Here is a 23,571-nt window from a genome sequence, read left to right as displayed (position 1 = left end):
CTATTCAATAGTTAAATTATACTTTTTTAATTTACGAACGATAGTCGCCTGACTCGTACGAAGCGCTTTTGCAATTTCATACGTTGTCCGATATTTTTTACAAGCTGCTTGAAGCACTTGCACTTCAGCTAGCTCGACCGCATCTTTTAAAGAAACAATGTCCGAAAGGGCAAACTCCGTTTCCTCCGATTTTTGATATTCTACTGGTAAATCATCAATCGTAATGAGATCATTTCCTGTCGTTAAAACGAGACGTTCAATCAAATTTGCTAATTCACGAACGTTTCCAGGCCACGAATAATAATAAAAGAATTCGTTTAATTCATGATTAAATTCTTTTTTAAAATTATACTTTTCATTCGTTTTTTCAAGAAAATGTTGAACGAGTGGTAAAATATCATCCCGACGTTCACGTAATGGTGGAACGTGAATAGGAATAACGTTTAAGCGATAAAACAAATCTTCACGGAATCGTCCTTCTTTGACCATCTTCATTAAATCTCGGTTCGTAGCAGCGACAACACGAGCATTTACCTTGAGCGGTTTCGTTGCGCCAATTCGTTGAATTTCATTTTCTTGGAGAACACGTAGCAGCTTCACCTGCAGCTCTGAAGGAAGTTCCCCAATTTCATCTAAAAAAATAACTCCGTTATGTGCTAGTTCAAATAAGCCTTGCTTACCTTTTTGGTTCGCACCGGTAAACGCCCCACTTTCATACCCAAAAAGTTCCGATTCCAATAAATGATCTGGAATCGCACCACAGTTTACTTTAATAAACTCACCCGTTTTGGAGCGATCGCTTTTATGATAGATTTCCCCTGCTATTACATCTTTTCCGGCACCGGTTTCTCCTAAAATCAACACGGTCACATCAACATTTGCAATCCGTTCGACAACGTCATAAATGTTGTTCATCTTTTCACTTACAATAACAACATCTTGATTAAACTTCGTTAACGATTGAAGTTTTTTAAGCTCGCGTTTATATTGTTGATTTAAATCTTTTATTTTTTTAAGTTCACGGTGAACTTCGTTTAATTCTGTTAAATCTCGGATGTTCGTAACAATTTTCTCTATGTCGCCTTCCTCATTAAAAACAGGATTTCCTGTCATAAGGGTATCTTTCCCTGCATAATTTAGTTGATTAATCGTCACTCTTCTCTTCTGTTCTAGCACTTTATGTGTAACAGAAGTTTGTAAAATCCCGCGCTTGATTAAGTCATCTACTGTCTTACCAATATAGTATTCTTTCGGAATCCCTGTTATCCGTTCAATCGCTGTGTTCGTTTTTAATGTTTTTCCTTTTGGATCTGTAATATAAATTCCATCATACGAATTTTCAAAAATTGTACTTAATTCCCGATTACTTTCTTTTAACTCATTTAAAAACGCGACTAAAGGTTCAGGCACACTAATATAAAGTTCAGTATGTTTTTCGTAAAGACACATAATGAAAATAAATGATTGCCCGTTCCGTTTTGCAAACACGACCGATTCAACGTGATCGTTAATCCAACTATCAAATACGTGAGAAACGTTCGTTTCAGAAAAGTTTTCTAGTTTATCCTTCATATGCTCGTTCATTGCCACGAGTGTTCCGTCCACATGACATGCAAATGAAGGTAAGGGAATTTTATTTATAAGCTGAGTTACATTCATGCTGTTCACCTCTAAGTTTGAAGACGTACTACTGTTGAATCTTGCATCTGGATAAAAGAGACCAAGTTCAATAAATGGATGTCCAATCATGATATTTTCCTTCGCTTGAATTTTACTTTCTATCGTGTTAAATACTCTAAAAGACGGTTACTTCAAGTTAATTTGAGAGATATGTCAGCACAGTATACTCAATAAATATTGTTCATGCGAAGCTAAAAAATGTGTATTCCGAAAATTTTAATGGTGCACAACCATGATCTTCGCTTTTCTACATTTTCATTGTTCACGTTTAATTAACGACACTAGAATTGGTAGGCAGATAAGAACACCGTTATGTGTTTGCGATGACTACACGACACGTCCTATAGTACTAAGTTTCGCTTTATCATACATCATATGGCTTTTTATGACGAACATTAATTCTGTGCTCGTATTATGTACTTCGAAAAGCCCTGCAATGCAGGGCTTAACATTAATGATAAAACTCCAAATCTGCAAACGGCCAATATTTTACATTGACTTCACCGACAATTTGATCAAACGGAATAACACCGAGATTTCGGCTATCCGTACTATTTCTGCGATTATCGCCTAACACGAATACAGTATTTTCAGGTACCGTTTCCTTCCCGATAATTTGTTGAAGCGTAAAATCGTGTGTCAATCGCTCTCCGTTCATTTTCATTTCATCTAAAAAAGGTTCATCATATGGTTCGCCATTTATATAAAGCACATCATTTTTATATTCGATATGATCACCAGGCAAACCGATAATTCTTTTTATATAGTCAGCTTGACTCGTTGCATGAAAGACAATGACATCAAAACGTTCAGGTTCGTACAATTTATAGACGAGCTTGTTTACGACAAGTCGATCTCCATGATGCATTGTTGGAAGCATTGAATCACCTTCAACAATATAATTAGTAAATAAAAAAGCACGAATTAAAAATGCGATGATGACTGCAAATAGAATCGTTCGAATCCAACTAAATACTTCATTTCTTTTTGTCGTCAAATGGCTTCCACACCCCACTAAACTAACATTGTTAACACTATTGTAACATTTCTTTTCATTTATCGTTACTCCTTTTTCCACAATCTTAAATGATTTAGAAATTGTTGCTTTTCATTATGTTTAAAAACAGGTAAAGTAAGGGTAGTACTATTCATTAGAATAGTAGGAAGGAGAGATAGCGTGAAAAAGGTATCTATCTTAGCACTCTTGTCTGTTTGTCTTCTTGCATTGGCCGCTTGCGGGACGATCGAACAACCTGATCGAGCAGAAGAGAACAATGAAAAAACAGAAAACGTGAATGAGGATGAGGAAACGAACGGAACAGAAACCGCACCAGCTTCAGATGAACCGTCTATCATTAATGACCTCGGTATTTTCGTTGGACAAGCTGATCCTCATACGGTAGAAATTGAAACGAACGAAGGACCGAAAGCCTTCCAATTAACAGAAAAATCAACGGAACAAATTGAACAGCTGCAACCAAATGATAGTGTCAAATTTCAATACATTGTAAACGAACATAAACAAAACGTCTTACAATCAATTGAAAAAATGCAAGGAACTGAAAGCGAAGAAGACTCGGCGGAAACCGGAGTATACAATGGTCAACAAGATCCGCACACGATTGAAATTGAAACCGAGGACGGACCAACCGCATTTCAACTTAGTGATGACGTAAAAAAACAAGTCGAATCACTTGAAATAGGCAAAAAAGTGACCTTTACGTATCGTATAGAAGGTCCACAGCTTATTATTGAGAATATTAAACAAAAAGAATAACAAAAACTTGGCGTAACATGGCCAAGTTTTTGTTATTTATAAACTACTTTTTGTGAGGAACGATTGCAACGGTACATCGTGAAATACTAATAAGTTTATCATCTTCATCGGTAATTTTAATATCCCATACCATTGTCGTCCGACCTTTATGAAGAGGGGTAGCAGTAGCTGTCACTATTCCATCACGTTTTGCTTTTATATGGTTCGCATTAATTTCTAAACCGACCGCAAAATGTGTTTCAGGATTTATATTTATCGCAGTACCGACACTTGCCGCTGTTTCAGCTAACGCAACTGACGCTCCTCCATGTAACAAACCGTAAGGCTGCCATGTTTTTGGACCGACTGGCATGTTACAAACGACACGTTCCGGTGTCAGTTCTTCATACGTAATTCCAAGTGTACTAACGAGTGTATTTTCGTTTTTTAAAATCATATGTTTTAATTCTGCTTTATCCATCTCGTCCACCCCTTTAAATTTAGATAGAAAAACCACCGAGCTTCGTGTCTAAATATTCTAAAATCCCTTCTCTTCCGCCTTCACGTCCGAGTCCGCTTTCTTTCATGCCACCGAATGGAGCAGCCGCTGCAGTCGGGTTAATATCATTTATTCCGACAATACCGAAACGAAGCTTTTCAAACATATGCGATGCTGTCTTCAGGTTATTCGTATAGACGTACGATGCAAGCCCATAATTTGTATCATTGGCCATCGCAATGACTTCTTCCTCTGTCTCAAATGGAATAATCGGCGCAACCGGCCCAAATGTTTCTTCACGGTAAATTTTCATTTCTGGTGAAACATTTGTTAAAACAGTCGGTGCATAAAAATAGCCATTTTTTAAATGGTCATCGTTAAGACGCGAGCCACCAGCAACCACATCCGCTCCTTTTTCACGAGCATCATTCACTTGATTGTTCACTTTGTCGAGAGCAGCGCGGTCGACAAGAGGACCAATCGAAACGCCTTCCTCAAGTCCGTTTCCTGCCTTCATTTTATTTACCCGTTCTACTAAAGTTTTTGTGAATGGTTCAACCATACTTTTATGTACAAAAATCCGATTCGGACTAATGCACGCTTGTCCAGTATTGAGAAACTTCACGAGTGAGGCACCTTTCGCTGCATGAACGGGATCGGCATCAGGGAAAACGATAAATGGCGCATGTCCGCCGAGTTCCATCGATACCCGCTTCACTTGACGTGCTGCTTTTTCAGCAATCATTTTTCCAACTTCTGTTGAACCGGTAAACGTTATTTTTTTAATCGTTTCATTTGTCAACAGCTCATCGCCGACTTCAGCAGGATTATTTGTCGGGACTAAATTAACAACGCCGTTCGGTATACCTGCCTCATGAAAAAGCTTCATGGTCTCAATCGCACAAAGCGGTGTTTGTTCTGCTGGCTTTAAGACGATCGTACAGCCTGCCGCAATCGCTGGGGCAATTTTGCGAGTAAGCATTGAAATCGGATAGTTCCATGGTGTAATCGCTCCAACGACACCAACAGGTTGACGTAAAACTATAAAACGTTGATCCCCTCTCGGTGCCGGCAATACTTCACCGTAAACCCGTTTCGCTTCCTCCGCATACCATTGAACAAAATCTGCGGCGTATTGCACCTCATTCCGAGCTGCTTTTAACGGTTTTCCTTGCTCTTTCGTCATCATCTCCGCAAGGTGTTCTTTTTTCTCTATCATTAAGTTATAAACGCGATATAAATAGTCTGAGCGTTGAAAAGCGGTCAGTGATGACCACGAGTGAAAAGCTTCCTCAGCTGCAACGATTGCACGTTTTGTATCTTCTCTCGTGCCATCGGCTACTTCGGACAAAATTTCTCCCGTTGCTGGGTTTGTTACTTGAAATGTCCCATTTTTCGAGTCGATCCATTCTCCATTAATATAAAGCAAAGCGAAACCCCTCCTAAGCTGTATGATGTAACGAAGGAAAAGATGGAGCATTCTCCGCCCTTTCCATTCTTATCTATTAGATTGTGTGAAGTTTAATTGATTGTCAAGCACTAACCGATTCGTCCTTTTCTTCACTTTTTCTTTTTGTCCAATCAAATTCTAGCAATAACCATAGAACGAGTCCTACACCTAAACCCCAAGTCGCACCTTTGGCAACTAACACAGCCCCGATAATGACTGCAATTCCTTTTTCTAGCGTTGATGTTTCTTTTAAAAGTTCCATTGCTAAATATCCGCATAGATATCCTTGAATTAACATCGTTAATGTCATTCCAATCGCAACTCCTGGCTGGAACAATGAGACGATTGGACCAAGTAATAGCGCAAAACTCATACCCCAATAAATACCTGTTGCTCCTCCCCAATAACTATCAACAACATTACGAGAGTTGTTCATATAGCGAGTCGTAACGAGAGCTTGTCCTGCCGTCCATTGTGGTCCCGACATACCGAGAAATGGCATGAAAATCGCTTGCAATCCATTTCGAATCGAAACGATAATGCTATTTCTACTAGGACTAAATTTAACTTTTTCATCTTTCCGTACTTCATCGGCTCTTTTTAAAAGAGAGCTTGCGACGAGCACATCACCAAATGCAATAATGTATGCGGCAACCGCTAATGGAAGCGCTTGCATAAAATATTCGACCGGTGGAACACCAACTGCAAAAATACTGTAACTAGAGAAAATTTCCCCTAAAGGTAAAGCAACAAAGCTCCACGTCAGTGATGGTTTCGCAACTTCACCAATCAAAATACCAAACAAATATGCAATCGCAAATGGAATCGCAATCCCGTATTGAGCGACGAAACGAAACAGTGAATACCGTTCACGCAACGGTCCTGCTGATTTAGAAAACATCATAAAAAATCCTAATCCAGCCCCAACAAGAATCGTAATCGGCATGCTCCACACTCGTCCGTCAGTCTGGAATTCACCGAAAACAGCAGCGAATCCTGCACCAATTAAGATTCCTGCTTTTAGCGATAGTGGTACTTTATTTACAAGATAATCCGCCCCTTTAAAAAGACCCATGATTAAAAAGATTAAAGCTAACATTGCTTGCAAAGCGATTAATGCTTGGATGCGTGCCTCTCCTTCTGGAAATCCAGATAAAAACGCAACATATAACGGAATTCCTGCCGTAATCCAACCAACGACAGAAGGATCACCAAAGTGTGTGTGCAACAAATATAAAAAATTGTTAATAATAACAAATACGATCGCTAGTTCAAAAGGAATTCCAAGTACCTCTAGCATTATTGCAGTAATACTCATCGGTACAACACTTAAAATAGCCCCTTGGATCCAGTCTGGCAATTCAATTTTATAATGAATAAATGGTAACCTTAATTGTAGTGGCCCTAACATCGATGGCTGTTCATGTCCATCTTGACGACGTTTGTAAATCCCCATATAGCAACCCCCTCGTTTTAATTTTTGTCCAATCATGTGAAACGAAAGTTTCACATGATTGACGATTTTTCTGTTCTTTCTTTAAATTTCACAATTTCTTTTATAAACGCTTCAGGCTGTTCAAGTGCAACATAATGACCGGCATTTTGAAGAGTAACAACTTCAACATTCGGATTGAGACTTATTAAAACATCGCTCGTATCAGGCGGAATTAAACGATCCTCATCCCCTAAAAGTGCTAAAATTGGAATTTCAAGCTTTTTTAACGTTTCTTCACCTCCTTTATAACGATCACACGCAACAAAATCTTTCATTGCTACTTCTGTTGGTGAAGAAGCGAGCTCTTGCTGTTCTTCTTCTAAAAGTTTAAGACTCGCTCCCTTTGCATACGAAGCGCGAAATAAATTGTCTGGAAACATTCCTTCTTCTAATGTTGCAATAATTTTCGGATGCACTGGTAATTGATAAGAGCTAGCTACTAAAACAATTCCTTTCACTTTTGGATTAAGAGCGGCGAGTTCAAGTGCAATTAACCCTCCCATCGAGTGTCCGATTACGATGCAATCTTCTGTTATCTCATCAGCTAATTGTTTTGCGTAATCATCGATTGTTTCACATTGATGTGCATCGTTGTCACCATGACCTGGCAGGTCGATAAACTTACTGTGATTTTTAAGAGAAGTGAGCGTGCGCCATTTGTTTTTTGTCCCACCTGCTCCATGAATAAAAAGAAACGATAAATTGCTTTCTGTACTCACGATTTACCTCCTATTTAGCTAATTCTGATTCTTCCACGTTTGTTCGATAAATGTATCGCGTCCAGAGCGTTGTCGATATTCTTTATACGCATGAGGACTCTTTTTATAGTAATCTTGATGATAGTCTTCAGCTACGTAAAATGTCGAAGCTGGCAATATTAGTGTTGCAATCGGCTTGTCAAATTTCCCGCTATCAGCGAGTGCTTGCTTTGAAGCTTCTGCTTCCTTTCTTTGCGCTTCATTATGATAAAAAATGGCAGTCCGATAGGAAGAACCGCGATTGATAAATTGGCCATCAGGATCAGTTGGATCGATTTGTGGCCAATACAAATCGAGCAGTTTTTTGTACGGAAAAACTTCAGGATCAAATGTAATTTGTACAGCTTCAAAATGACCTGTCGTTCCTGAGCAAACTTCTTCATACGTCGGATTTTCTTTATGACCTCCTGTGTAGCCTGAAACAACTTTTTTAATTCCCGGCATTTCATCGAAAGGCGACACCATACACCAAAAACATCCGCCTGCAAAAGTTGCCAATTCATAGTTGCTCATTCGGGTTCCTCCTTAAATAGTTTTTAACGTCATTACAGCTGTTCGTCTTGTTAATGACGGAATACTCATTTTCCACTTAACAATGTTTTTGCGATAACAACTCGCTGGATTTGATTTGTCCCTTCATATATTTGCATAATTTTCGCATCCCGCATCATACGTTCTACATTGTAATCTTGAATGTATCCATATCCACCTAGCAATTGAACCGCATCTGTCGTTACTTTCATCGCAACATCAGAAGCGAACATTTTCGCCATCGATGACGCTTGTGTTAACTCTGGATTTTTACCAGTGGACGACATATCATTCACTTTGGAAGCAGACCGATAAACGAGTCCTCTTGCTGCTTCAATTTGGGTAGCCATATCAGCGAGCATAAATTGTAATCCTTGGAATTGAGCAATTTTTCTACCAAACTGTTCCCGCTCTTGTACGTAATCTAGTGCAATGTCGAAAGCCCCTTGTGCAATGCCTAATGCCAATGCACCAATCGTAGGACGTGATTTATCAAAGGTTTTCATTGCAATGATCCAACCTTCACCTTCTTCACCCACTCGATTTTCAACAGGAACTTTACAATCTTCGATGTAAATTTGTGCTGTTGGAGATCCTTTTAATCCCATTTTCTTTTCGAGTTTTCCAATTACAAAGCCTGGTGTATTTTTGTCAACGACAAATGTTGTAATTCCTTTATCCGTTTTCGCAAATACTGTGTAATAATCAGCAACTCCGCCGTTACTAATGAACATTTTTTGTCCGTTTAAAATGTAATGTGATCCGTCACGTTCCGCACGGGTTTTGATTCCAGCAGCATCCGAACCAGCATCAGGCTCTGTTAACGCATAAGCTATGATTTTATTACCTGAAGCTACACTAGGTAAAACCCGCTGTTTTAGCTCGTCACTTCCCCCGATCATAATTGGAAGTGCGCCAAGTTCTTGTACGGCAACCGCTTGTGCAGTATTCGCACAAACACGCGCAACTTCTTCAACGATGATGCAAAAACTTAACAGATCTAAACCTGCTCCGCCATATTCCTCCGGCATATTCGCTCCGAGAAACCCTTGTTCGGATAACATGTTAACCGTTTCAAATGGATATTCGCCCTGTTCATCAATTTCCGTTGCGAGCGGTTTGATTTTATTTTGTGCTAAACGATGAATCGTTTCTTTTATCTCTTCGTATTCTTGGGATAATTCAAACAAGTTCATAAATAGTAACCTCCATAAGCTGTCATTCTGTCACTGTTAGATTTTCGAATTTTTTTTCAAGAACAAATTTTTGAATTTTTCCACTTGCTGTTTTTGGCAGATTATTAACAAAATAGTATTCACGAGGTCGTTTATATTTTGCTAGTTTATCACTTTCTATTAAAAATTGATCGAGTTCCTCGCCTGTTACTTCCTCTCCTTCTTTCAATACAACGAATGCAACAACGATTTCTCCCCAATTATCATCAGGCTTTCCGACAACAGCTGCCTCATCAACACTAGGATGTTCAATTAAGTTATCTTCAACTTCGCGCGGATAAATGTTTTCTGCACCCGAGTTAATCATAAAATCCATTCGATCTTCAATCCAAATGTAGCCTTCTTCATCGACACGCCCCAAATCGCCTGTATGGTACCAGCCATATGCAAGCGCATCTGCAGTTTCCTCTTCACGTTTGTAATATTCTGTCATCATACATGGTCCACGAACGATAATTTCCCCGATTTCACCAATATTACACTCATTATCAGGATGAGTCGGGCTCCCATCTTCATTTAAACGAACAACTTTCACTTCATGTGTCATTACAGCTTTGCCGGCCGAACCCGCTTTTTCAAGCTGCTCATCGGAATAAAGTACGGTAAACACAGGACCCATTTCTGTCGTACCTAACATTTGAACGAGTTCTGCATTCGTTCTAGATAAAAAGCGTTTGATTAATACTGGCGCCATCGATGCTCCACCGTAACCGAGCAAGCGAAGACTTGATAGATCATAATCATCGAAATTTTTATGATTAAGCATCATGTTGACCATCGTCGGCGCTGCAAACATATGTGTCACTTTTTCATCTTGAATCGCTTGCAATACTTTTGGTGTGTCAAAATGATGAAGAAGAATATTCGTTGCACCGACTTGTACTCTAGGCAAAAATGACGTATGCAATTCAGCAGTATGATTCATTGGTGCAGCAGTCAAACCGATGTCATTTTTTGTTATACCCATGCATTGCATCATAATAAATCCATGATGAACCATGTCACGGTGACGATGAAGAACACCTTTCGGTTTTCCTGTCGTTCCGCTCGTGTACATCATAATATACAAGTCTGATTCATCTACATGTACGTTTGGTTTATTACTGTTACTCGAATTGAGCAACTGTTCGAAATCTTTTGCATAGTCTGGTAACTCTTCATCCACGAATACGTAATGTTGTACGTCTGTTCCAAGTTGTTTCGCTTTTTGTACGGTTTCCCGAACCGCATCTTCAAAAACTAATACTTTCGACTCTGCATTGTTTAAAATGTACTGAAGTTCGTTCGCAGTCAGTCTATAGTTAATCGGATTAAATACCGCTCCAATTTTTGCTGCAGCGAATTGTGTTAATGCAAACTCGCTCGTGTTATAAAGAAAGGTTGAGACGATATCGCCTTTCTTTACCCCTAGTTTGAGCAAAGCCTGAGCAAACTGATTTGCTTTAGAGTTAAACTGTTCATAAGTCCACACATGGTTTTTCTTTCGATAAATCAAGCCAATTTTGTCAGGATAGTTTGTCGCAGACCATTCAAGCAACTGACCGACAGTTGTCATCGAATCATTCCTTTCCAAAAAAAATTTTCTAATTGTGGTTCGACGCTAGGAGCGCCGAACCTTATTTTATCCATACGTATAGAAACCTTTGCCTGTTTTACGTCCGAGATGACCCGCACGTACTAGTTTACGTAATAATGGAGCCGCACGATATTTCGAATCTTGTGTTTCCTCGTAAAGTGAGTCTTGCACAAATAGCAATGTATCCAAGCCGATCAAATCTGCAAGCGCTAACGGTCCAATCGGATGATTCGCTCCAAGCTTCATCCCTTTATCTATGTCCTCCGCACTTGCAACCCCTTCTTGAAGAACGAAAATCGCTTCATTGATCATCGGGACGAGTATACGGTTAACAGCAAATAATGGAGATTCCTTTACATCAATTGATTCTTTTCCTAGCGACTCTACTAACTTTGATGCTCTCTCATACGTTTCTTCGGACGTATCAAAACCACGAATGAGTTCAACGAGTTTCATCACCGGTACTGGATTAAAAAAATGGAAACCCATCACTCGTTCTGGATTGTTAATCGCACTTGCCATCTCCGTAATACTAAGTCCTGACGTATTACTAACGACGAGGGCATCTTCCTTTACGATATGACCAAGCTTTTTAAAAATTTCTTTCTTTAACTCCAAGTTTTCACTCACTGCTTCAATGACGCAATCAGCGGATGCAAGCTGTTGCCAATCCGTTGAAGTCGTTAAATTAGCTTCTAACCCCTTTTTCTCATCTTCAGTCATTCTGCCTTTTTCAATTGACCGGTTCCAATTTTTTTGGATTTGTTTTAGACCTCTTTCAAAAAATTGCTCTTCCTGTTCCACCGCAACTACATCATAGCCTGCTTCTAAACATACTTGTGTAATCCCTGATCCCATCGTGCCAAAGCCAACGACTCCTATTTTTTTCATGATTTTACCTCCTCATATATCAGATGATTTAAACGTTCGGAGCTTCTTACTTCAAAATAAAATGTGAGATTTAAACAGGTTAGCGAACATGAGCTTACAAGCAACCAACTGATAGAAATTTCGCCTCACCTGCGGGAAAAATTCGGTTTGCGTTTTTCAAAAAATGCGGCTACACCCTCGTTTTTATCTTCGGTTTCACATAAATCGCCAAACGCAAGGGCTTCAATATGTAGTCCTTGTTCAAGCGTAACGTCTAATCCTTCATTAATCGCTTGTTTCGCTTTTCTTACACCAAGTGGTGCACGACTAGCGATTGTTTCAGCAAGTTGCTTCGCTTTATCGAGCGCTGAGCCATCAGTTACTTCCTCAATAATTCCAACCGATTTTGCTTCTTCGGCGGATAAATGCTCTCCAGAAAAAATGATTTGTTTCGCTTTACCTGGTCCGATTAAACGTGGTAAACGTTGTGTTCCGCCATAGCCTGGTAAAATACCTAGATTGACTTCTGGAAACCCGACTTGGGATTTGGACGACGCAATGCGAATATCACACGCAAGGGCTAATTCCAACCCTCCGCCTAACGCAAAGCCATCAATTGCGGCGATAACTGGTTGTTCAAGTTCGGCAATTTTATTAAAAATCGCTTGCCCTTTCTTTACGAGTTCAACTCCATTTTCTTTATTTAATTCAGGGAAATCTTTAATGTCTGCACCCGCAACAAACGCTTTGCCTCCAGCGCCATAAATAATCACGACATCAACATTAGAAGGAATGTTCTCTACAATTTCATCAAGTTCATCAAGAACTTGTTTCTCCAATGCGTTAACAGGTGGAGAATCAATCGTAATTACACCTATTTTTCCTTCTTGCGAAAATGAAACTTTTGCCATGTAATGGTCCTCCTTATAAAAATATAATAGTTGATATTTATAATTATACATTATAACTCTAAAGCACAGTTTTCATATCGGAATTAATCATATTATAGCTTCTGTCTTTTACATTTGCAAACTATTTTTTGTATTCTACTAGAAATTTCATTATAATAATAAAAAAAGTTAGTTGGTGGTTGCGTGATTATTTACGGTTTATATGGTCCGAGCGGAACGGGAAAAAGTACAAGCTCTCTCTTCTTTGCTCACGAGCAGAACATTCCAGCAATTATTGACGATGGCCTGCTTATTTATAAAGGCAAACGAGTAGCTGGAGCTTCTGCAAAATTCGAAAAAAACTATATTACCGCAGTCAAACGAGCAACTTTTCATATGGAACATCATCGAAATGAAGTTGTGAAAGCGCTTAAACAATATAAAATTAAAAAGTTGTTAATTATTGGAACATCAATCCGAATGGTAGATAAAATAGCTAACGCATTACAACTTGGTCAAATTGATCATTACGTCAATGTAACCGATCTTCGTTCTTCCAGTGAAATAAAAATGGCACTGTACGTGAGAAAAACAGAAGGTAAACATGTTATACCTGTTCCATATTTACAAATAGAACAAAATTTTTTTAAAAAAATGATTACAAAAGGAAAGCGGTTGTTTTCTCATCAACGTGAATATATCGGAGAAACGACGATCGTTCACCCTGATTTTACACGCGGTACGATTCATATATCCGACAATATTTTAAACGCCATCGTTGAAAAAGAAGTCAGTCGGATAAAGGATATTAAAGCTTGTAAACACGTCACGGTACACATGTATATGACGCCGACGATTCAAGTACATGTGAGTTTGCACTATCCACTCTCCCGTCCTCTCAAAGAGGTTGGGACAGATATCCAAAAACGAATTATTGACGCCTTCCAACAATTTTTAGAACTTGAAATTGAACAAGTGAAAGTGACTTTTGAAAAATAACGGCTAATCGCGGATACGCCTTTTAAAACGCGGTGACCGTTTTTCAACGAATGCAGCTACTCCCTCTGGAAAATCATACGGATCGACGAAAGGTATATCGTCTTTCCAAAGCTCTTCGCTCGCATTTACACAATTTGATACAGATTGCTTAATTGCTTTTAACGAAGCGGGTGATTGAGAAGCCACTAATTTACCTAACTTAATTGCATAGCGATCAAGCTTTTCATTCTCAACGACTCGATTCAGCATACCTAGTTGATAGCTTTCGTCTGCGTTTAAAATTTTGCCAGTATAAACGAGTTCTTTCGTCCGACTCGGTCCAATTAAATGAACAAGTCGTTGTGCGAATTTGTTGCTTAACCGAATCCCAAGTCTGCCGACTGGAATTCCCATTCTTGCATGTTCAGAGCCAACCCTCATATCACAGGCGAGCGCGAGTTCTAATCCCGCACCCATCGCAGGTCCATTAATAACCCCAATCGTTGGAATCGGTAGCTTTTCAAACGCTGAAATTGCTTTTTCCATCAACATAAAGCTTGCTTCCGCCTCTTCAATAGACATTTGATGGAATTCTTTAATGTCTGAACCTGCAGTAAACTGCTGGCCACTCCCACGAAGTAATACTACTTTATTTTTCGGATTATCTAACACGACGCCAGCGATTTCTGACAATTCCGTCCACATTTTTGCGGTTAGCGCATTTTTCGATTGGGGGCGATGAATGCTGATAATGGCAAGACCAGCTGTCTCTTGATACGTGATTTTCGCTTCTTCTAACATCATTCGGTGTATTTTTATTTTCATAATGTCTCTCCTTCTCATTGCTGCTCACTTTTATATAATGCAACATTCATGCCAATGTTAAAAGCTAAGAAAATAAAGAGTTTTCATTTGAAAACGTTCCCAAAGAGAAACAAGAGTGTTTCCTAAAGAGACATCTGTATCCTTAGGAAACACTCTGACTATACGATATTATATTTTTTTAATTTTGCATAAAATGCTTTACGACTAATTCCTAATCGTTTAATTGCATCTGAGCGGGTCCGGCATTGTCGAACGACATTCAAAATTGCATTTCGTTCGGTTTCCTCGAGCAATGTTTGTAAATCATCATAATGACTAATTTGTGGAGTCGAGTATTGGACTAACTGAGACTCATCGTCTTGACTGTTTTTATTTCCGTTTCGAATTCGTGCAGGAATATCTTCAATTTTAAAATATGAATCAGTGCTAACGACGAGCATTTGCTCAATGACGTTTGTTAATTCACGTACATTTCCTGGCCATTTATAACTTTTTAATCTATTTAATACTTCGTCGTCAACGGTAACATGTTTATTATACTTCGATGAAAGCGTTACCAAAATATTATCAATTAAAAATGGAATGTCTTCAATCCGCTCACGAAGTGGTGGAATTTCAATCGGAACGACATTGATCCGATAATATAAATCTTCACGAAAATTACCTTTTTTAATCTCCTCATTTAAATTACGGTTCGTCGCACAAATGATCCGGACATCAAGAGGGTGAGGTTTCGTTCCTCCGATTTTATTAAATTCTCTCTCTTGAATCACACGTAAAAGTTTTGCTTGTGTATTCAGTGACATTTCTGCTATTTCATCTAAAAACAACGTTCCTCCGTGTGCAACTTCAAGCAGACCTTTTTTACCACCTTTTTTCGAACCAGTAAATGAACCTTCTTCATAACCGAACAGTTCACTTTCAAACAGTGTATCAGGAATGGACGCAATATTAATCGGAACAAACGGTTCGTTATGTCGTAAACTTGACTCATGAATGGCACGCGCAAATACTTCTTTTCCAACACCGCTTTCCCCTGTTAATAAGATCGTTGCCGTTGATTCTGCGACTTTCTTTGCTAACGATACGGCTCTTTTCATTTTTGGCGCTTCACTTTTTAACAATAAGAAATTCCGCTGTTCTAGCTGTTGACGTAACTGTCTGCTATACTCTACATATTTCTCTAATTCATTTTGCAACTTTTTAAATTCGTTAATATCTTTCATAATCGTAACTGCACCGACCCATTCACCATTTTCATAGTACGGGGTAATATTTGCACCGACATGCATTTTTAATGAATGGACGTAACTGTAATCATTCAACAATGGCTGACCTGTTTTTAACACTTCTAAAATGCGTGACGATTCTTCGATTTCATTTAATTTTTTGCCTTCGATTTTTTCTTTCGGAACGTTAAACTGTTTCGTATACGCTTCATTCACATAAGCGATCGTTCCGTCTTTTAATACGACGATAACAGCATCATGCAAAGACTCAAGTATCGATAAATGATCGATCTTCATTATCCCTTCCTCCCAAAAATGAATGGTCTTGATAGCGAAAACACCCTGTCAAAATGACAAGGTGTTAAAATCCCCACAGTATTAATCTACAAGTTCAACTGTAATAAAATATGCACACAATATTAACCCGATAATAAAGCCAACAATTTCAAACATGTGACCGCCTCCTTGTCCAACATGAATTTGTATATGTATGTATTATAATTATGCCTATTGTATCATATAAAAACATTTTACTAAAAGGTTTAACGTTTGAAATCTTGGCTATCCTGTTAAAAAATCAAGGTTAGGAGTGAACATAATGAAGAGGTTACTAATCGCATCGATACTATTGATTTTGATCGCAGCTTGTGCACATTCAACTGAAAACGAAACTGCACCTACTCATGAAATTGATGCTGTTGAAACGAGTAGCAAAAGCGATACATCTTCTCGTATCACTGTTACGTTGATAAATCAAGATAGCGAAATGGTTGGACAAGCCTTTCTGACAGAAACGAAAAAAGGAGTGAACATCGCCCTTGAAGCTGCAGGGCTTCCTCCTGGAACTCACGGATTCCATATTCATGAAAAGGGAGTTTGTGAACCTGAAAATAAATTTGAAACAGCGGGTGGACATTTTAATCCATTCAATAAAGAGCACGGTACTCTCAATCCAAAAGGTCCGCACGCAGGTGATTTGCCAAACATTATCGTACAAAACGATGGCACCGTCGTTGACGTCATTGATGCTGATCTCGTAACACTTAAAAAGGGAGAACCAAATTCGTTATTAAAACGCGGTGGCACGTCACTCGTCATTCATGCTGATCCTGATGACTATAAAACAAATCCAGCAGGAAATGCTGGAGAACGAATTGCTTGTGGTGAAATTAAATAAAAGACAACACGTTGTGATGATAGTGTTGCCTTTACAACTGTTTATTATGTGCCCGAATGAGTTGACGGACTAAGTGAAGGCTTGAAAATGCCCCAAATGAGAGGCGTTCAAGCCTTGCTTTTTTGGGAAATAATTTTTTAGCAATGACGCGTTCACTATACCCTTTTTCGTAAAGTTTGACAGCCTCAGCTTGAATCAACTCTAAATATTCAAGTTTTTCCTCTAACTTTTGTCTACCATCTTTAACTACCCCTTGATGAGCACAAAATATCGTATCAAACTCAAGTGAAAGTACCGTTTTTAACGACGTAATGTACTTTGAAAGTGACTCTGACCAAAGACTGACTTTCGGTTCTGGTGTTACATAAAGATCACCTGTAAAAAGCCAACCTTCGTTCGGTTCATATAAGCACGTATGATCACGTGTATGACCGGGAGTAAAGATAGGAATAAACGTATGTTCACGGCATTCAATGAGCTCTGGATATTGCTCAGATATTGCGTGGATACTCTTAAAAAACGAGCGTTTCGTGTTCGCTTTATTCGTATAAATCGGTACTGAATATTTTTTTGCCATCCATTTCGCTGTACCACAATGATCACTATGGTCATGAGTTATCGCTACTTTTTCGATTTTTCTCTCTTTCCAAAGTTGACCTAGACGGTATTTAAAATACTTCGGTCCTGTATCGATCATTAAGTTATCAATCATATAGAGATAAACGAACATGTAAGGAAAAAAACGATTAATTGGAAGTTTAATACACTGTACATTTTTATAATAGCTGATGTGCAACGCCTTCCACTCCATCCAAAAAACTTTTTTTATTTAAGATTTTACCCAATATTATAACAATTTCAACATTTCACGGTTAAACGCGTCGAGATCAGCTGGTGTCCGACTTGTCACGAGCTGATTTTGACATACGACAACTTCTTCATCATGCAACGTTGCTCCCGCATTTTTTATATCGATATGAATCGATTTATAACCTGTAACGTCACGTCCTTTTAACGTTTCAGCGGTAATTAAAAGTTGTGGTCCATGACAAATTGTAAATACAGGCTTTTGGCTTTCCATAAATTCTTTTGCAAATTTTACGAAACGATCATCCGCACGTAAAATATCGGGAGAAAAGCCACCAGGAATGAGCAGCGCATCGAATTCAGAAGGTTTGACATCGTCAATCGAAGCATCGACGGAAATTGGTTCATTGCCGTTTTTTCCTTTCAACATTTTACCTTTTTCTTTCTCGATAACGACAACGTTGTGACCCGCTTCTGTTAACGCTTTTTTCGGTTCTGTAAACTCCGATTCTTCAAATAAATCTGTCATTAAAACCGCAATTTGTTTACCCATATCAAATCCACCTCCACTATTATATACGAAAAATAATCAAACATCTGTATTTTTTTTGAGAATTTTATCATTATGTTCTCCGAGAAGCGGTGCTTTTGAATAAATTTTCGCTGGTGTTTCAGACAATTTAATTGGATTGGCAATTTGTCTCTGACCTTCATATGTTACGAGCATATCGCGTGCCTTCACTTGTGGATCCTCTATCATTTCATCAAGTGTCAACACTGGCGAGACACACGCATCGATTTTTTCAAAAATTACGTTCCATTCAGCTAACGTTTTTTGACCGATTTCTTGCTGAATCGTTTTACGAAGTTCCACTTGTGTTTCTTGTGGAGCATCAAGTAAAGAAATTAAATCTGGTCGTTCGATTCCTTCGCAAAACGTCCGCCAAAACTTCGGTTCAAGCGCACCAACGGAAAGATAACGCCCATCCGCTGTTTCATAAACTCCGTAACACGCCCTACCACCAGCTAAAGTAAGCTCACCTTCCGTAACGGGTTTCCCTGCTAAATATTCGGGAAGAACTGTCTGCATCCATGACACGACTCCGTCCATCATCGAAATATCGACGAACTGTCCTTTTCCAGTTACATTTCTTCCCATTAAAGCCGTTAAAATTCCCGCTACTCCCATTAACGCTCCGCCACCGAGATCGGCAATTTGAGTTGCAGGCACTGTCGGTTTCTCCCCTTGCGCTCCCACGTTAAAATGAAGCAAACCTGCATAGCTTAAATAATTAATGTCGTGACCGGGCTTATCTTTATATGGACCCGTTTGTCCAAAACCTGTAATCGCACAATAGACGAGTTTCGGATTCAATTCTTTTAAATCCTCATAACCGAGTCCGAGCCGATTCATCACACCAGGTCGAAATGACTCAATGAGAACATCCGCAGTCTTCACTAGTTCACGAAACTGCTTACGATCATCATCTAATTTTAAGTTTAATGTAACACTTTTTTTGTTACGATTTAATGAGGCGAACATTGCACTATACCCATCAACTCGAGGTTCAGTCCAGCGTGCATAATCTCCAACCTTCGGTTCTTCAATTTTGATCACCTCTGCACCAAAATCAGCAAAAAACTGACTGCAATATGGACCAGGTAACAATCTCGTCAAATCAAGAACACGAATATTTTTTAGCGGTAGCGTCATGACACTCCTCCTTAATAACTTTGTTTATTCGAGATATCGGCAGCGTACTGAATTAGATTTTTCGCACGTTCACCGAAAGATGCAAAACGCTCATCCTTTGTCTGTCCCATCTTATAACGGTAATATATTTGTTGAAGAATACCCGCTAACTTAAAATAAGCGAACACAATATAATAATGAATCTGCTCTACGTCGCGATTTGTTTCGTTCGCATATTCTTCAATCAATTGCCGGCGTGTATAAAACCCTGGTAGATATGTCACTGTTGGCAATACTTGCTTTAAAAATTCCGGATCGTCATGCTGTACCCAATAGCCTAGCGTTATTCCGAGATCAAATAACGGATCAGCGATCGTCGCCATCTCCCAATCAAAAACAGCAACAACTTCTTTATAGTCGTGTGTTAAAAGCATATTATTTAATTTGTAGTCGTTATGAATAACACTTACATCTTGGGACTTCGGCATATGATCTGCGAGCCATTTTGAAATCTCATCAAAACGAGGGGTTTCATCAGTTTTTACACGTAAAAACCGTTTCGTCCAACCTTGAACTTGTCGCTCCAAAAATCCTTCTGGATAGCCGAATGATTCAAGCCCTGCTTTTTTATAATCAACATCATGCAATTTTACAAGTGTATGAATAAATGTACGTGAAATGTTTCTACCCGCTTCTTCTGTTGCATCATCAGCACTTGGAAACGCGTCATTAAGAACGATCCCGTGTTTTCTTTGCATTACATAAAATGGAGCCCCTATGATCGATTCATCTTCACAAAATACGTACGGTTTTGGTACTAAATTAAATTCAGGATAAAGCTTCGACAGTAAATTTGACTCTCGCTTCATATCGTGAGCTTTTGGTGGCAACGGTCCGAATGGCGGACGACGCAACACTGCTTCCCAATCTCCGATACGCACAAGATAAGTTAAATTTGACGACCCGGATGGGAATTGTTTCACTTCCATCGGTTCATCACGTAAATCCAGCTTTTCAATTAAATAAGCTTTCACTTTTTCTCGATCGAATTCTTCACCTTTGCGAACTTCAATAACATCATGATCTTTATTCATTTAGAAGACCTCCTCTATACTCATTTGATATGAATTTTGAAAATCCTTTTTTAATATACAAAGTTGAAAGATAGGGATAAATTTTTTCCTTCCTTCTATCATACTATGAAATGAGTTTTTATAAGTATAAAAACGTAGTAACGAAATAAAAAAAGCGTTCCTACTTCAAAATGAAATAAGAACGCCGTGTCCAATTACATTAACAATTCCCTTATTGTAAAAACTAAAACTTGAGGTTCCTCATAGACAGTTCAAGAAAAATTAGCTTTTCATTATGTTTTTCAACTAAAGATATTTCGAGGGTTATCAACTAACATCGTCTCTACTTGTTCATCTGTTACTCCACCTTTTTTTAGAGTCGGGATAATATTTTCAAAAATGTGAGACACATTCCAGTTTGTGACTAACTGCGCTAGTTCCTCAGGAAATGCTGGCTCTTTTCCTAGCCAGATATTAACAGTATCGTGCGACATCATCAATTGCTCTACGTAACCGCTTCCAATTAAACCGATTAAAACAGAAACCCTTACAGAATCAAAGGGTGCGCCGACGAAACCTTGAATACCAAAACGATCAAAACCGACATAAACGCCGTGTTCAAGTGTGCGTACATGATAATTAATATCGGTATTTCCACACATATGACCGATTAAAATGCGGCTCGGATCGGCCCCTTCAGAGACAAGTAATTCGGCTTGCTCTGGTCCCATCGTTCCTTCTTGAGTGTGCGTGATAATAGAGACTCCTGTTTCTTGCTGAACTTTAGCAGCCGCCCGAAAAAACATTTGTTCATATGGCGTGATTTCATTTTTGCTAGATGCTAGTTTTATAACCCCTGGTTTTATTCCAGTGTTTCCGATTCCGTTAGTTATTTCACCCATAAACATTTCATAAATTTCATCTTCCGCTTGCCCGATACCTTGCTTAAACTTGAAATAAGCCGGGGCTCCTTCTCCTTCATAATAATAGCCTGTTGAACAAATAATATTTAACTCTGCCCTTTCAGAAACTTCTTTTAATAATTCAGGATCGCGTCCGCACTCATTTGGCGTTGCATCCACGACTGTTTGTACACCGTGGGCCTTCATTTGCTTAGCAATCTGCAATCCTCTTTCGAGTAGTTCTGAACGATCGCTAACATAAAGAGAATTTCCGTGATAGCCGGGATAACCGAAAAAGAAATGTTCATGCATTAATGTTTTGCCTAATTGATCTGCACGGATTGGACCTAATACGGTATTAACGATATTTTTACTCATAACGAAATTCCTCCTTAATTTTTTATAGCTAATCTTATTTAGATTGTTCTGGAACATAGCGTAAAGCTGTTTTAATAACTTTTCCGTTCGGGTTTCTCGGCAACTGTTCAAAAAACTCAACATAGGCTGGCACTTTATATTTTGCTAAATGTTTGCTAATCCATTGCTTCACGTCAGCTTCTGTCAAAAATTTATTCGGCTTGACAACGATGCAAGCTTTCACAATTTCACCATACTTCTTATCCTCGACACCAACAATAGCCGCCTCTAAAATGCTAGGATGAGAATAAAGAACGTCTTCCACTTCAACCGAATAAATTTTTTCACCGCCGCGGTTAATCATATCCTTCATACGATCCATAATTGTAATAAATCCTTCTTCATCCATGTACGCGAGATCACCGGTTGCAAGCCATCCATCTATGATCGTTTCTTTTGTCGCTTTTTCATTATTCCAATATTTTTCAATCACCATCGGACCTTTAAAAAGCAATTCTCCGATTTCATTTGTTGGGAGCTCTCGTCTTGTCATCGGATCAACAACTTTTGCTTCTGTAACCGGGGTTAGAACCCCGACGGATTGAATTTTCCTTAACTGATGTCCATCAGGCATAATGGTGGCTGGTGAAGTCGTTTCGGTTAAGCCATACGTGTTGTGTAATTCTAGAGAAGGAACCCAGCTTTTCAGAGCTTGCAACGTCTCAACAGGCATTGGTGCACCTCCGAAAGCGCACACTCTCCAATTTGACACATCATACTTCATATCGTTTTTTTCCATAAGTGTCATCACGTACACTGTCGGCGATGCAATCACATGCGTAATCTTCTCTCTCTCTAGCAATTGCAAAAATTGATTCGGATGAAACATCGGCATCAAAACGGTTTTCCCTCCAAGATAGATAAATGTCATGAGTTGAGCAGCTAATCCTGTAATGTGAAATACAGGTACGGCGATCAATGTTGAATCATCGCTCGTTAATCGGTAGCAATACGTATAGTTCAAACACGTATGAAGCATATTCCGATGTGAAATTAAAGCACCTTTCGGTTTTCCGGTCGTTCCCGAAGTATACATAATGAAAGCAGCATCATCTTCGGAAATACTTTCAAAAACGTCCTCATCTGCAACGTTGTTCACAAGACTAGCAAATGAAATCGTCCCTTTTGGTGGTCGTATATTTGTTACAAAAATGGCCTCAATCTTTAGCTTTTCTTTTATCACTTCAACTTGTGGCCACCACTCTTCATTCGTCATTAACACTTTCGCATTCGAATTCTCAATCATGTAAAACAGTTCATTCGATTTTAACTTTGTATTTAATGGGACAGCGATAGCACCTATTTGTAGAGCTGCATAAACAGAAATAACGAATGGAATTCCGTTCATTAGCAAAAGGGCGACTGTATCTCCTTTTTGAATTCCATATGAATGCTTCAATGTATACGCAACATTGTTAACTTTTTGATTTAATTCTGCATATGTCACTCGGTCATTGCCGTGAACGAGAGCTACCTTGTTTGGAAACCGTTCAGCGCTTTGTTTTAACGTAGCAACTAATGATGATGGGCGATTACGGTACGTTTTCATTATAACCCCATTTACAACTTCATCCACTACAAACGGTTTGACATTTTCTCAGTAATTTGCGATTAAAAATCGCCTCCTTTCTAAAAAAAATTATATATTAAAAATATGCAGCCAAGAGTAAGTAATAGTACGAATTCAAGAAATTTTCGATATTACCAAATTAGTAAAAACTATCGTCCCT

The 23,571-nt window shown here is 38.8% G+C and carries 21 protein-coding genes and 1 pseudogene; 3 read left to right on the top strand and 19 right to left on the bottom strand.

Annotated elements, in window-relative coordinates; genetic code table 11:
* Positions 1 to 1,749 (bottom strand): sigma-54 interaction domain-containing protein, encoded by a 1,749-nt coding sequence (locus ABU914_RS07825; RefSeq protein ID WP_379669179.1) that lies wholly within the window; start codon positions 1,747 to 1,749, stop codon positions 1 to 3.
* 382 nt (positions 1,750 to 2,131) lie between these two features.
* Positions 2,132 to 2,677, bottom strand: coding sequence for a signal peptidase I (lepB, locus tag ABU914_RS07820; protein WP_379669178.1), 546 nt, complete (start codon positions 2,675 to 2,677; stop codon positions 2,132 to 2,134).
* 180 nt (positions 2,678 to 2,857) lie between these two features.
* On the opposite strand from lepB, the gene ABU914_RS07815 reads away from it, so the two are divergent.
* Complete coding sequence (locus ABU914_RS07815; protein ID WP_379669177.1) at positions 2,858 to 3,457, top strand: hypothetical protein; 600 nt, start codon at positions 2,858 to 2,860, stop codon at positions 3,455 to 3,457.
* A 43-nt stretch (positions 3,458 to 3,500) separates the two neighbouring features.
* On the opposite strand, the gene ABU914_RS07810 is transcribed toward ABU914_RS07815, so the two are convergent.
* From ABU914_RS07810 to ABU914_RS07770, 9 genes and pseudogenes are all read right to left on the bottom strand, one after another.
* A complete protein-coding gene (locus ABU914_RS07810) occupies positions 3,501 to 3,917 on the bottom strand; it encodes a PaaI family thioesterase (protein ID WP_379669176.1) in 417 nt (138 codons plus the stop codon).
* A gap of 19 nt (positions 3,918 to 3,936) precedes the next feature.
* On the bottom strand, positions 3,937 to 5,364 hold the full coding sequence (locus ABU914_RS07805) for an NAD-dependent succinate-semialdehyde dehydrogenase (protein ID WP_379669175.1): 1,428 nt from the start codon (positions 5,362 to 5,364) through the stop codon (positions 3,937 to 3,939).
* Between the two features lie 103 nt (positions 5,365 to 5,467).
* Entirely contained in the window at positions 5,468 to 6,841 is a 1,374-nt protein-coding gene (locus ABU914_RS07800; RefSeq protein WP_379669174.1) for a hypothetical protein, read from the bottom strand.
* 50 nt (positions 6,842 to 6,891) lie between these two features.
* Complete coding sequence (locus tag ABU914_RS07795) at positions 6,892 to 7,599, bottom strand: alpha/beta fold hydrolase (protein WP_379669173.1); 708 nt, start codon at positions 7,597 to 7,599, stop codon at positions 6,892 to 6,894.
* Between the two features lie 24 nt (positions 7,600 to 7,623).
* Positions 7,624 to 8,151: pseudogene (msrA, locus tag ABU914_RS07790) on the bottom strand (peptide-methionine (S)-S-oxide reductase MsrA); the annotation flags it as partial.
* A gap of 65 nt (positions 8,152 to 8,216) precedes the next feature.
* The gene (locus ABU914_RS07785) at positions 8,217 to 9,365 is read right to left on the bottom strand and encodes an acyl-CoA dehydrogenase family protein (protein WP_379669172.1); all 1,149 of its coding nucleotides are present in this window, start codon (positions 9,363 to 9,365) and stop codon (positions 8,217 to 8,219) included.
* A 22-nt stretch (positions 9,366 to 9,387) separates the two neighbouring features.
* Positions 9,388 to 10,959, bottom strand: a complete 1,572-nt coding sequence (locus tag ABU914_RS07780) for a fatty acid--CoA ligase (protein ID WP_379669171.1) — start codon at positions 10,957 to 10,959, stop codon at positions 9,388 to 9,390.
* A 66-nt stretch (positions 10,960 to 11,025) separates the two neighbouring features.
* Positions 11,026 to 11,871: a 3-hydroxybutyryl-CoA dehydrogenase gene (locus tag ABU914_RS07775; protein WP_379669170.1), complete on the bottom strand. Its 846-nt coding sequence runs from the start codon at positions 11,869 to 11,871 to the stop codon at positions 11,026 to 11,028.
* 125 nt (positions 11,872 to 11,996) lie between these two features.
* A complete protein-coding gene (locus ABU914_RS07770; RefSeq protein WP_379669169.1) occupies positions 11,997 to 12,761 on the bottom strand; it encodes an enoyl-CoA hydratase/isomerase family protein in 765 nt (254 codons plus the stop codon).
* A 183-nt stretch (positions 12,762 to 12,944) separates the two neighbouring features.
* Between ABU914_RS07770 and ABU914_RS07765 the strand changes: the two genes are divergently transcribed.
* Positions 12,945 to 13,739 (top strand): Asp23/Gls24 family envelope stress response protein, encoded by a 795-nt coding sequence (locus ABU914_RS07765; protein WP_379669168.1) that lies wholly within the window; start codon positions 12,945 to 12,947, stop codon positions 13,737 to 13,739.
* 3 nt (positions 13,740 to 13,742) lie between these two features.
* Here ABU914_RS07765 and ABU914_RS07760 read toward each other — a convergent pair whose 3' ends face one another.
* Together ABU914_RS07760 and ABU914_RS07755 are read right to left on the bottom strand one after the other, a co-directional pair.
* Positions 13,743 to 14,543 (bottom strand): enoyl-CoA hydratase/isomerase family protein, encoded by an 801-nt coding sequence (locus ABU914_RS07760; protein WP_379669167.1) that lies wholly within the window; start codon positions 14,541 to 14,543, stop codon positions 13,743 to 13,745.
* 158 nt (positions 14,544 to 14,701) lie between these two features.
* Positions 14,702 to 16,069: a sigma-54 interaction domain-containing protein gene (locus ABU914_RS07755; protein ID WP_379669166.1), complete on the bottom strand. Its 1,368-nt coding sequence runs from the start codon at positions 16,067 to 16,069 to the stop codon at positions 14,702 to 14,704.
* Positions 16,070 to 16,370: 301 nt separating this feature from the next.
* Between ABU914_RS07755 and ABU914_RS07750 the strand changes: the two genes are divergently transcribed.
* Positions 16,371 to 16,949 carry a superoxide dismutase family protein gene (locus ABU914_RS07750; protein ID WP_379669165.1) on the top strand — a complete coding sequence of 193 codons (579 nt, stop codon included), beginning with the start codon at positions 16,371 to 16,373 and terminating at the stop codon, positions 16,947 to 16,949.
* Positions 16,950 to 16,980: 31 nt separating this feature from the next.
* On the opposite strand, the gene ABU914_RS07745 is transcribed toward ABU914_RS07750, so the two are convergent.
* From ABU914_RS07745 to ABU914_RS07720, 6 genes are all read right to left on the bottom strand, one after another.
* Positions 16,981 to 17,745, bottom strand: a complete 765-nt coding sequence (locus ABU914_RS07745; protein WP_379669164.1) for an MBL fold metallo-hydrolase — start codon at positions 17,743 to 17,745, stop codon at positions 16,981 to 16,983.
* A gap of 51 nt (positions 17,746 to 17,796) precedes the next feature.
* Positions 17,797 to 18,309 (bottom strand): type 1 glutamine amidotransferase domain-containing protein, encoded by a 513-nt coding sequence (locus ABU914_RS07740; RefSeq protein WP_379669163.1) that lies wholly within the window; start codon positions 18,307 to 18,309, stop codon positions 17,797 to 17,799.
* 36 nt (positions 18,310 to 18,345) lie between these two features.
* Positions 18,346 to 19,470 carry a CaiB/BaiF CoA transferase family protein gene (locus ABU914_RS07735; protein WP_379669162.1) on the bottom strand — a complete coding sequence of 375 codons (1,125 nt, stop codon included), beginning with the start codon at positions 19,468 to 19,470 and terminating at the stop codon, positions 18,346 to 18,348.
* Between the two features lie 11 nt (positions 19,471 to 19,481).
* Positions 19,482 to 20,543: a phosphotransferase family protein gene (locus ABU914_RS07730; RefSeq protein ID WP_379669161.1), complete on the bottom strand. Its 1,062-nt coding sequence runs from the start codon at positions 20,541 to 20,543 to the stop codon at positions 19,482 to 19,484.
* A gap of 281 nt (positions 20,544 to 20,824) precedes the next feature.
* Positions 20,825 to 21,802, bottom strand: coding sequence for a phosphotriesterase family protein (locus ABU914_RS07725; protein WP_379669160.1), 978 nt, complete (start codon positions 21,800 to 21,802; stop codon positions 20,825 to 20,827).
* Between the two features lie 34 nt (positions 21,803 to 21,836).
* Positions 21,837 to 23,390, bottom strand: coding sequence for a class I adenylate-forming enzyme family protein (locus tag ABU914_RS07720; RefSeq protein ID WP_379669159.1), 1,554 nt, complete (start codon positions 23,388 to 23,390; stop codon positions 21,837 to 21,839).
* Positions 23,391 to 23,571: the final 181 nt, after the last annotated feature.

Origin of the sequence: Pueribacillus sp. YX66 (assembly GCF_041725775.1) — a bacterium.
Lineage (GTDB): Bacteria > Bacillota > Bacilli > Bacillales > UBA6769 > Pueribacillus.
The sequence above is the reverse complement of the archived record's forward strand: the minus strand, read 5'-3'. Positions and strand labels throughout refer to the sequence as shown.

What these genes read in the sequence shown, in the direction of transcription:
- ABU914_RS07755 (WP_379669166.1), bottom strand. Translation starts at nt 16,069, where the DNA reads ATGAAGATCGATCATTTATCGATACTTGAGTCTTTGCATGATGCTGTT.
- ABU914_RS07720 (WP_379669159.1), bottom strand. Translation starts at nt 23,390, where the DNA reads ATGAAAACGTACCGTAATCGCCCATCATCATTAGTTGCTACGTTAAAA.
- ABU914_RS07810 (WP_379669176.1), bottom strand. Translation starts at nt 3,917, where the DNA reads ATGGATAAAGCAGAATTAAAACATATGATTTTAAAAAACGAAAATACA.
- ABU914_RS07740 (WP_379669163.1), bottom strand. Translation starts at nt 18,309, where the DNA reads ATGGGTAAACAAATTGCGGTTTTAATGACAGATTTATTTGAAGAATCG.
- ABU914_RS07775 (WP_379669170.1), bottom strand. Translation starts at nt 11,871, where the DNA reads ATGAAAAAAATAGGAGTCGTTGGCTTTGGCACGATGGGATCAGGGATT.
- ABU914_RS07735 (WP_379669162.1), bottom strand. Translation starts at nt 19,470, where the DNA reads ATGACGCTACCGCTAAAAAATATTCGTGTTCTTGATTTGACGAGATTG.
- ABU914_RS07760 (WP_379669167.1), bottom strand. Translation starts at nt 14,543, where the DNA reads ATGAAAATAAAAATACACCGAATGATGTTAGAAGAAGCGAAAATCACG.
- ABU914_RS07785 (WP_379669172.1), bottom strand. Translation starts at nt 9,365, where the DNA reads ATGAACTTGTTTGAATTATCCCAAGAATACGAAGAGATAAAAGAAACG.
- ABU914_RS07800 (WP_379669174.1), bottom strand. Translation starts at nt 6,841, where the DNA reads ATGGGGATTTACAAACGTCGTCAAGATGGACATGAACAGCCATCGATG.
- ABU914_RS07730 (WP_379669161.1), bottom strand. Translation starts at nt 20,543, where the DNA reads ATGAATAAAGATCATGATGTTATTGAAGTTCGCAAAGGTGAAGAATTC.
- ABU914_RS07780 (WP_379669171.1), bottom strand. Translation starts at nt 10,959, where the DNA reads ATGACAACTGTCGGTCAGTTGCTTGAATGGTCTGCGACAAACTATCCT.
- ABU914_RS07750 (WP_379669165.1), top strand. Translation starts at nt 16,371, where the DNA reads ATGAAGAGGTTACTAATCGCATCGATACTATTGATTTTGATCGCAGCT.
- ABU914_RS07825 (WP_379669179.1), bottom strand. Translation starts at nt 1,749, where the DNA reads ATGATTGGACATCCATTTATTGAACTTGGTCTCTTTTATCCAGATGCA.
- ABU914_RS07725 (WP_379669160.1), bottom strand. Translation starts at nt 21,802, where the DNA reads ATGAGTAAAAATATCGTTAATACCGTATTAGGTCCAATCCGTGCAGAT.
- ABU914_RS07770 (WP_379669169.1), bottom strand. Translation starts at nt 12,761, where the DNA reads ATGGCAAAAGTTTCATTTTCGCAAGAAGGAAAAATAGGTGTAATTACG.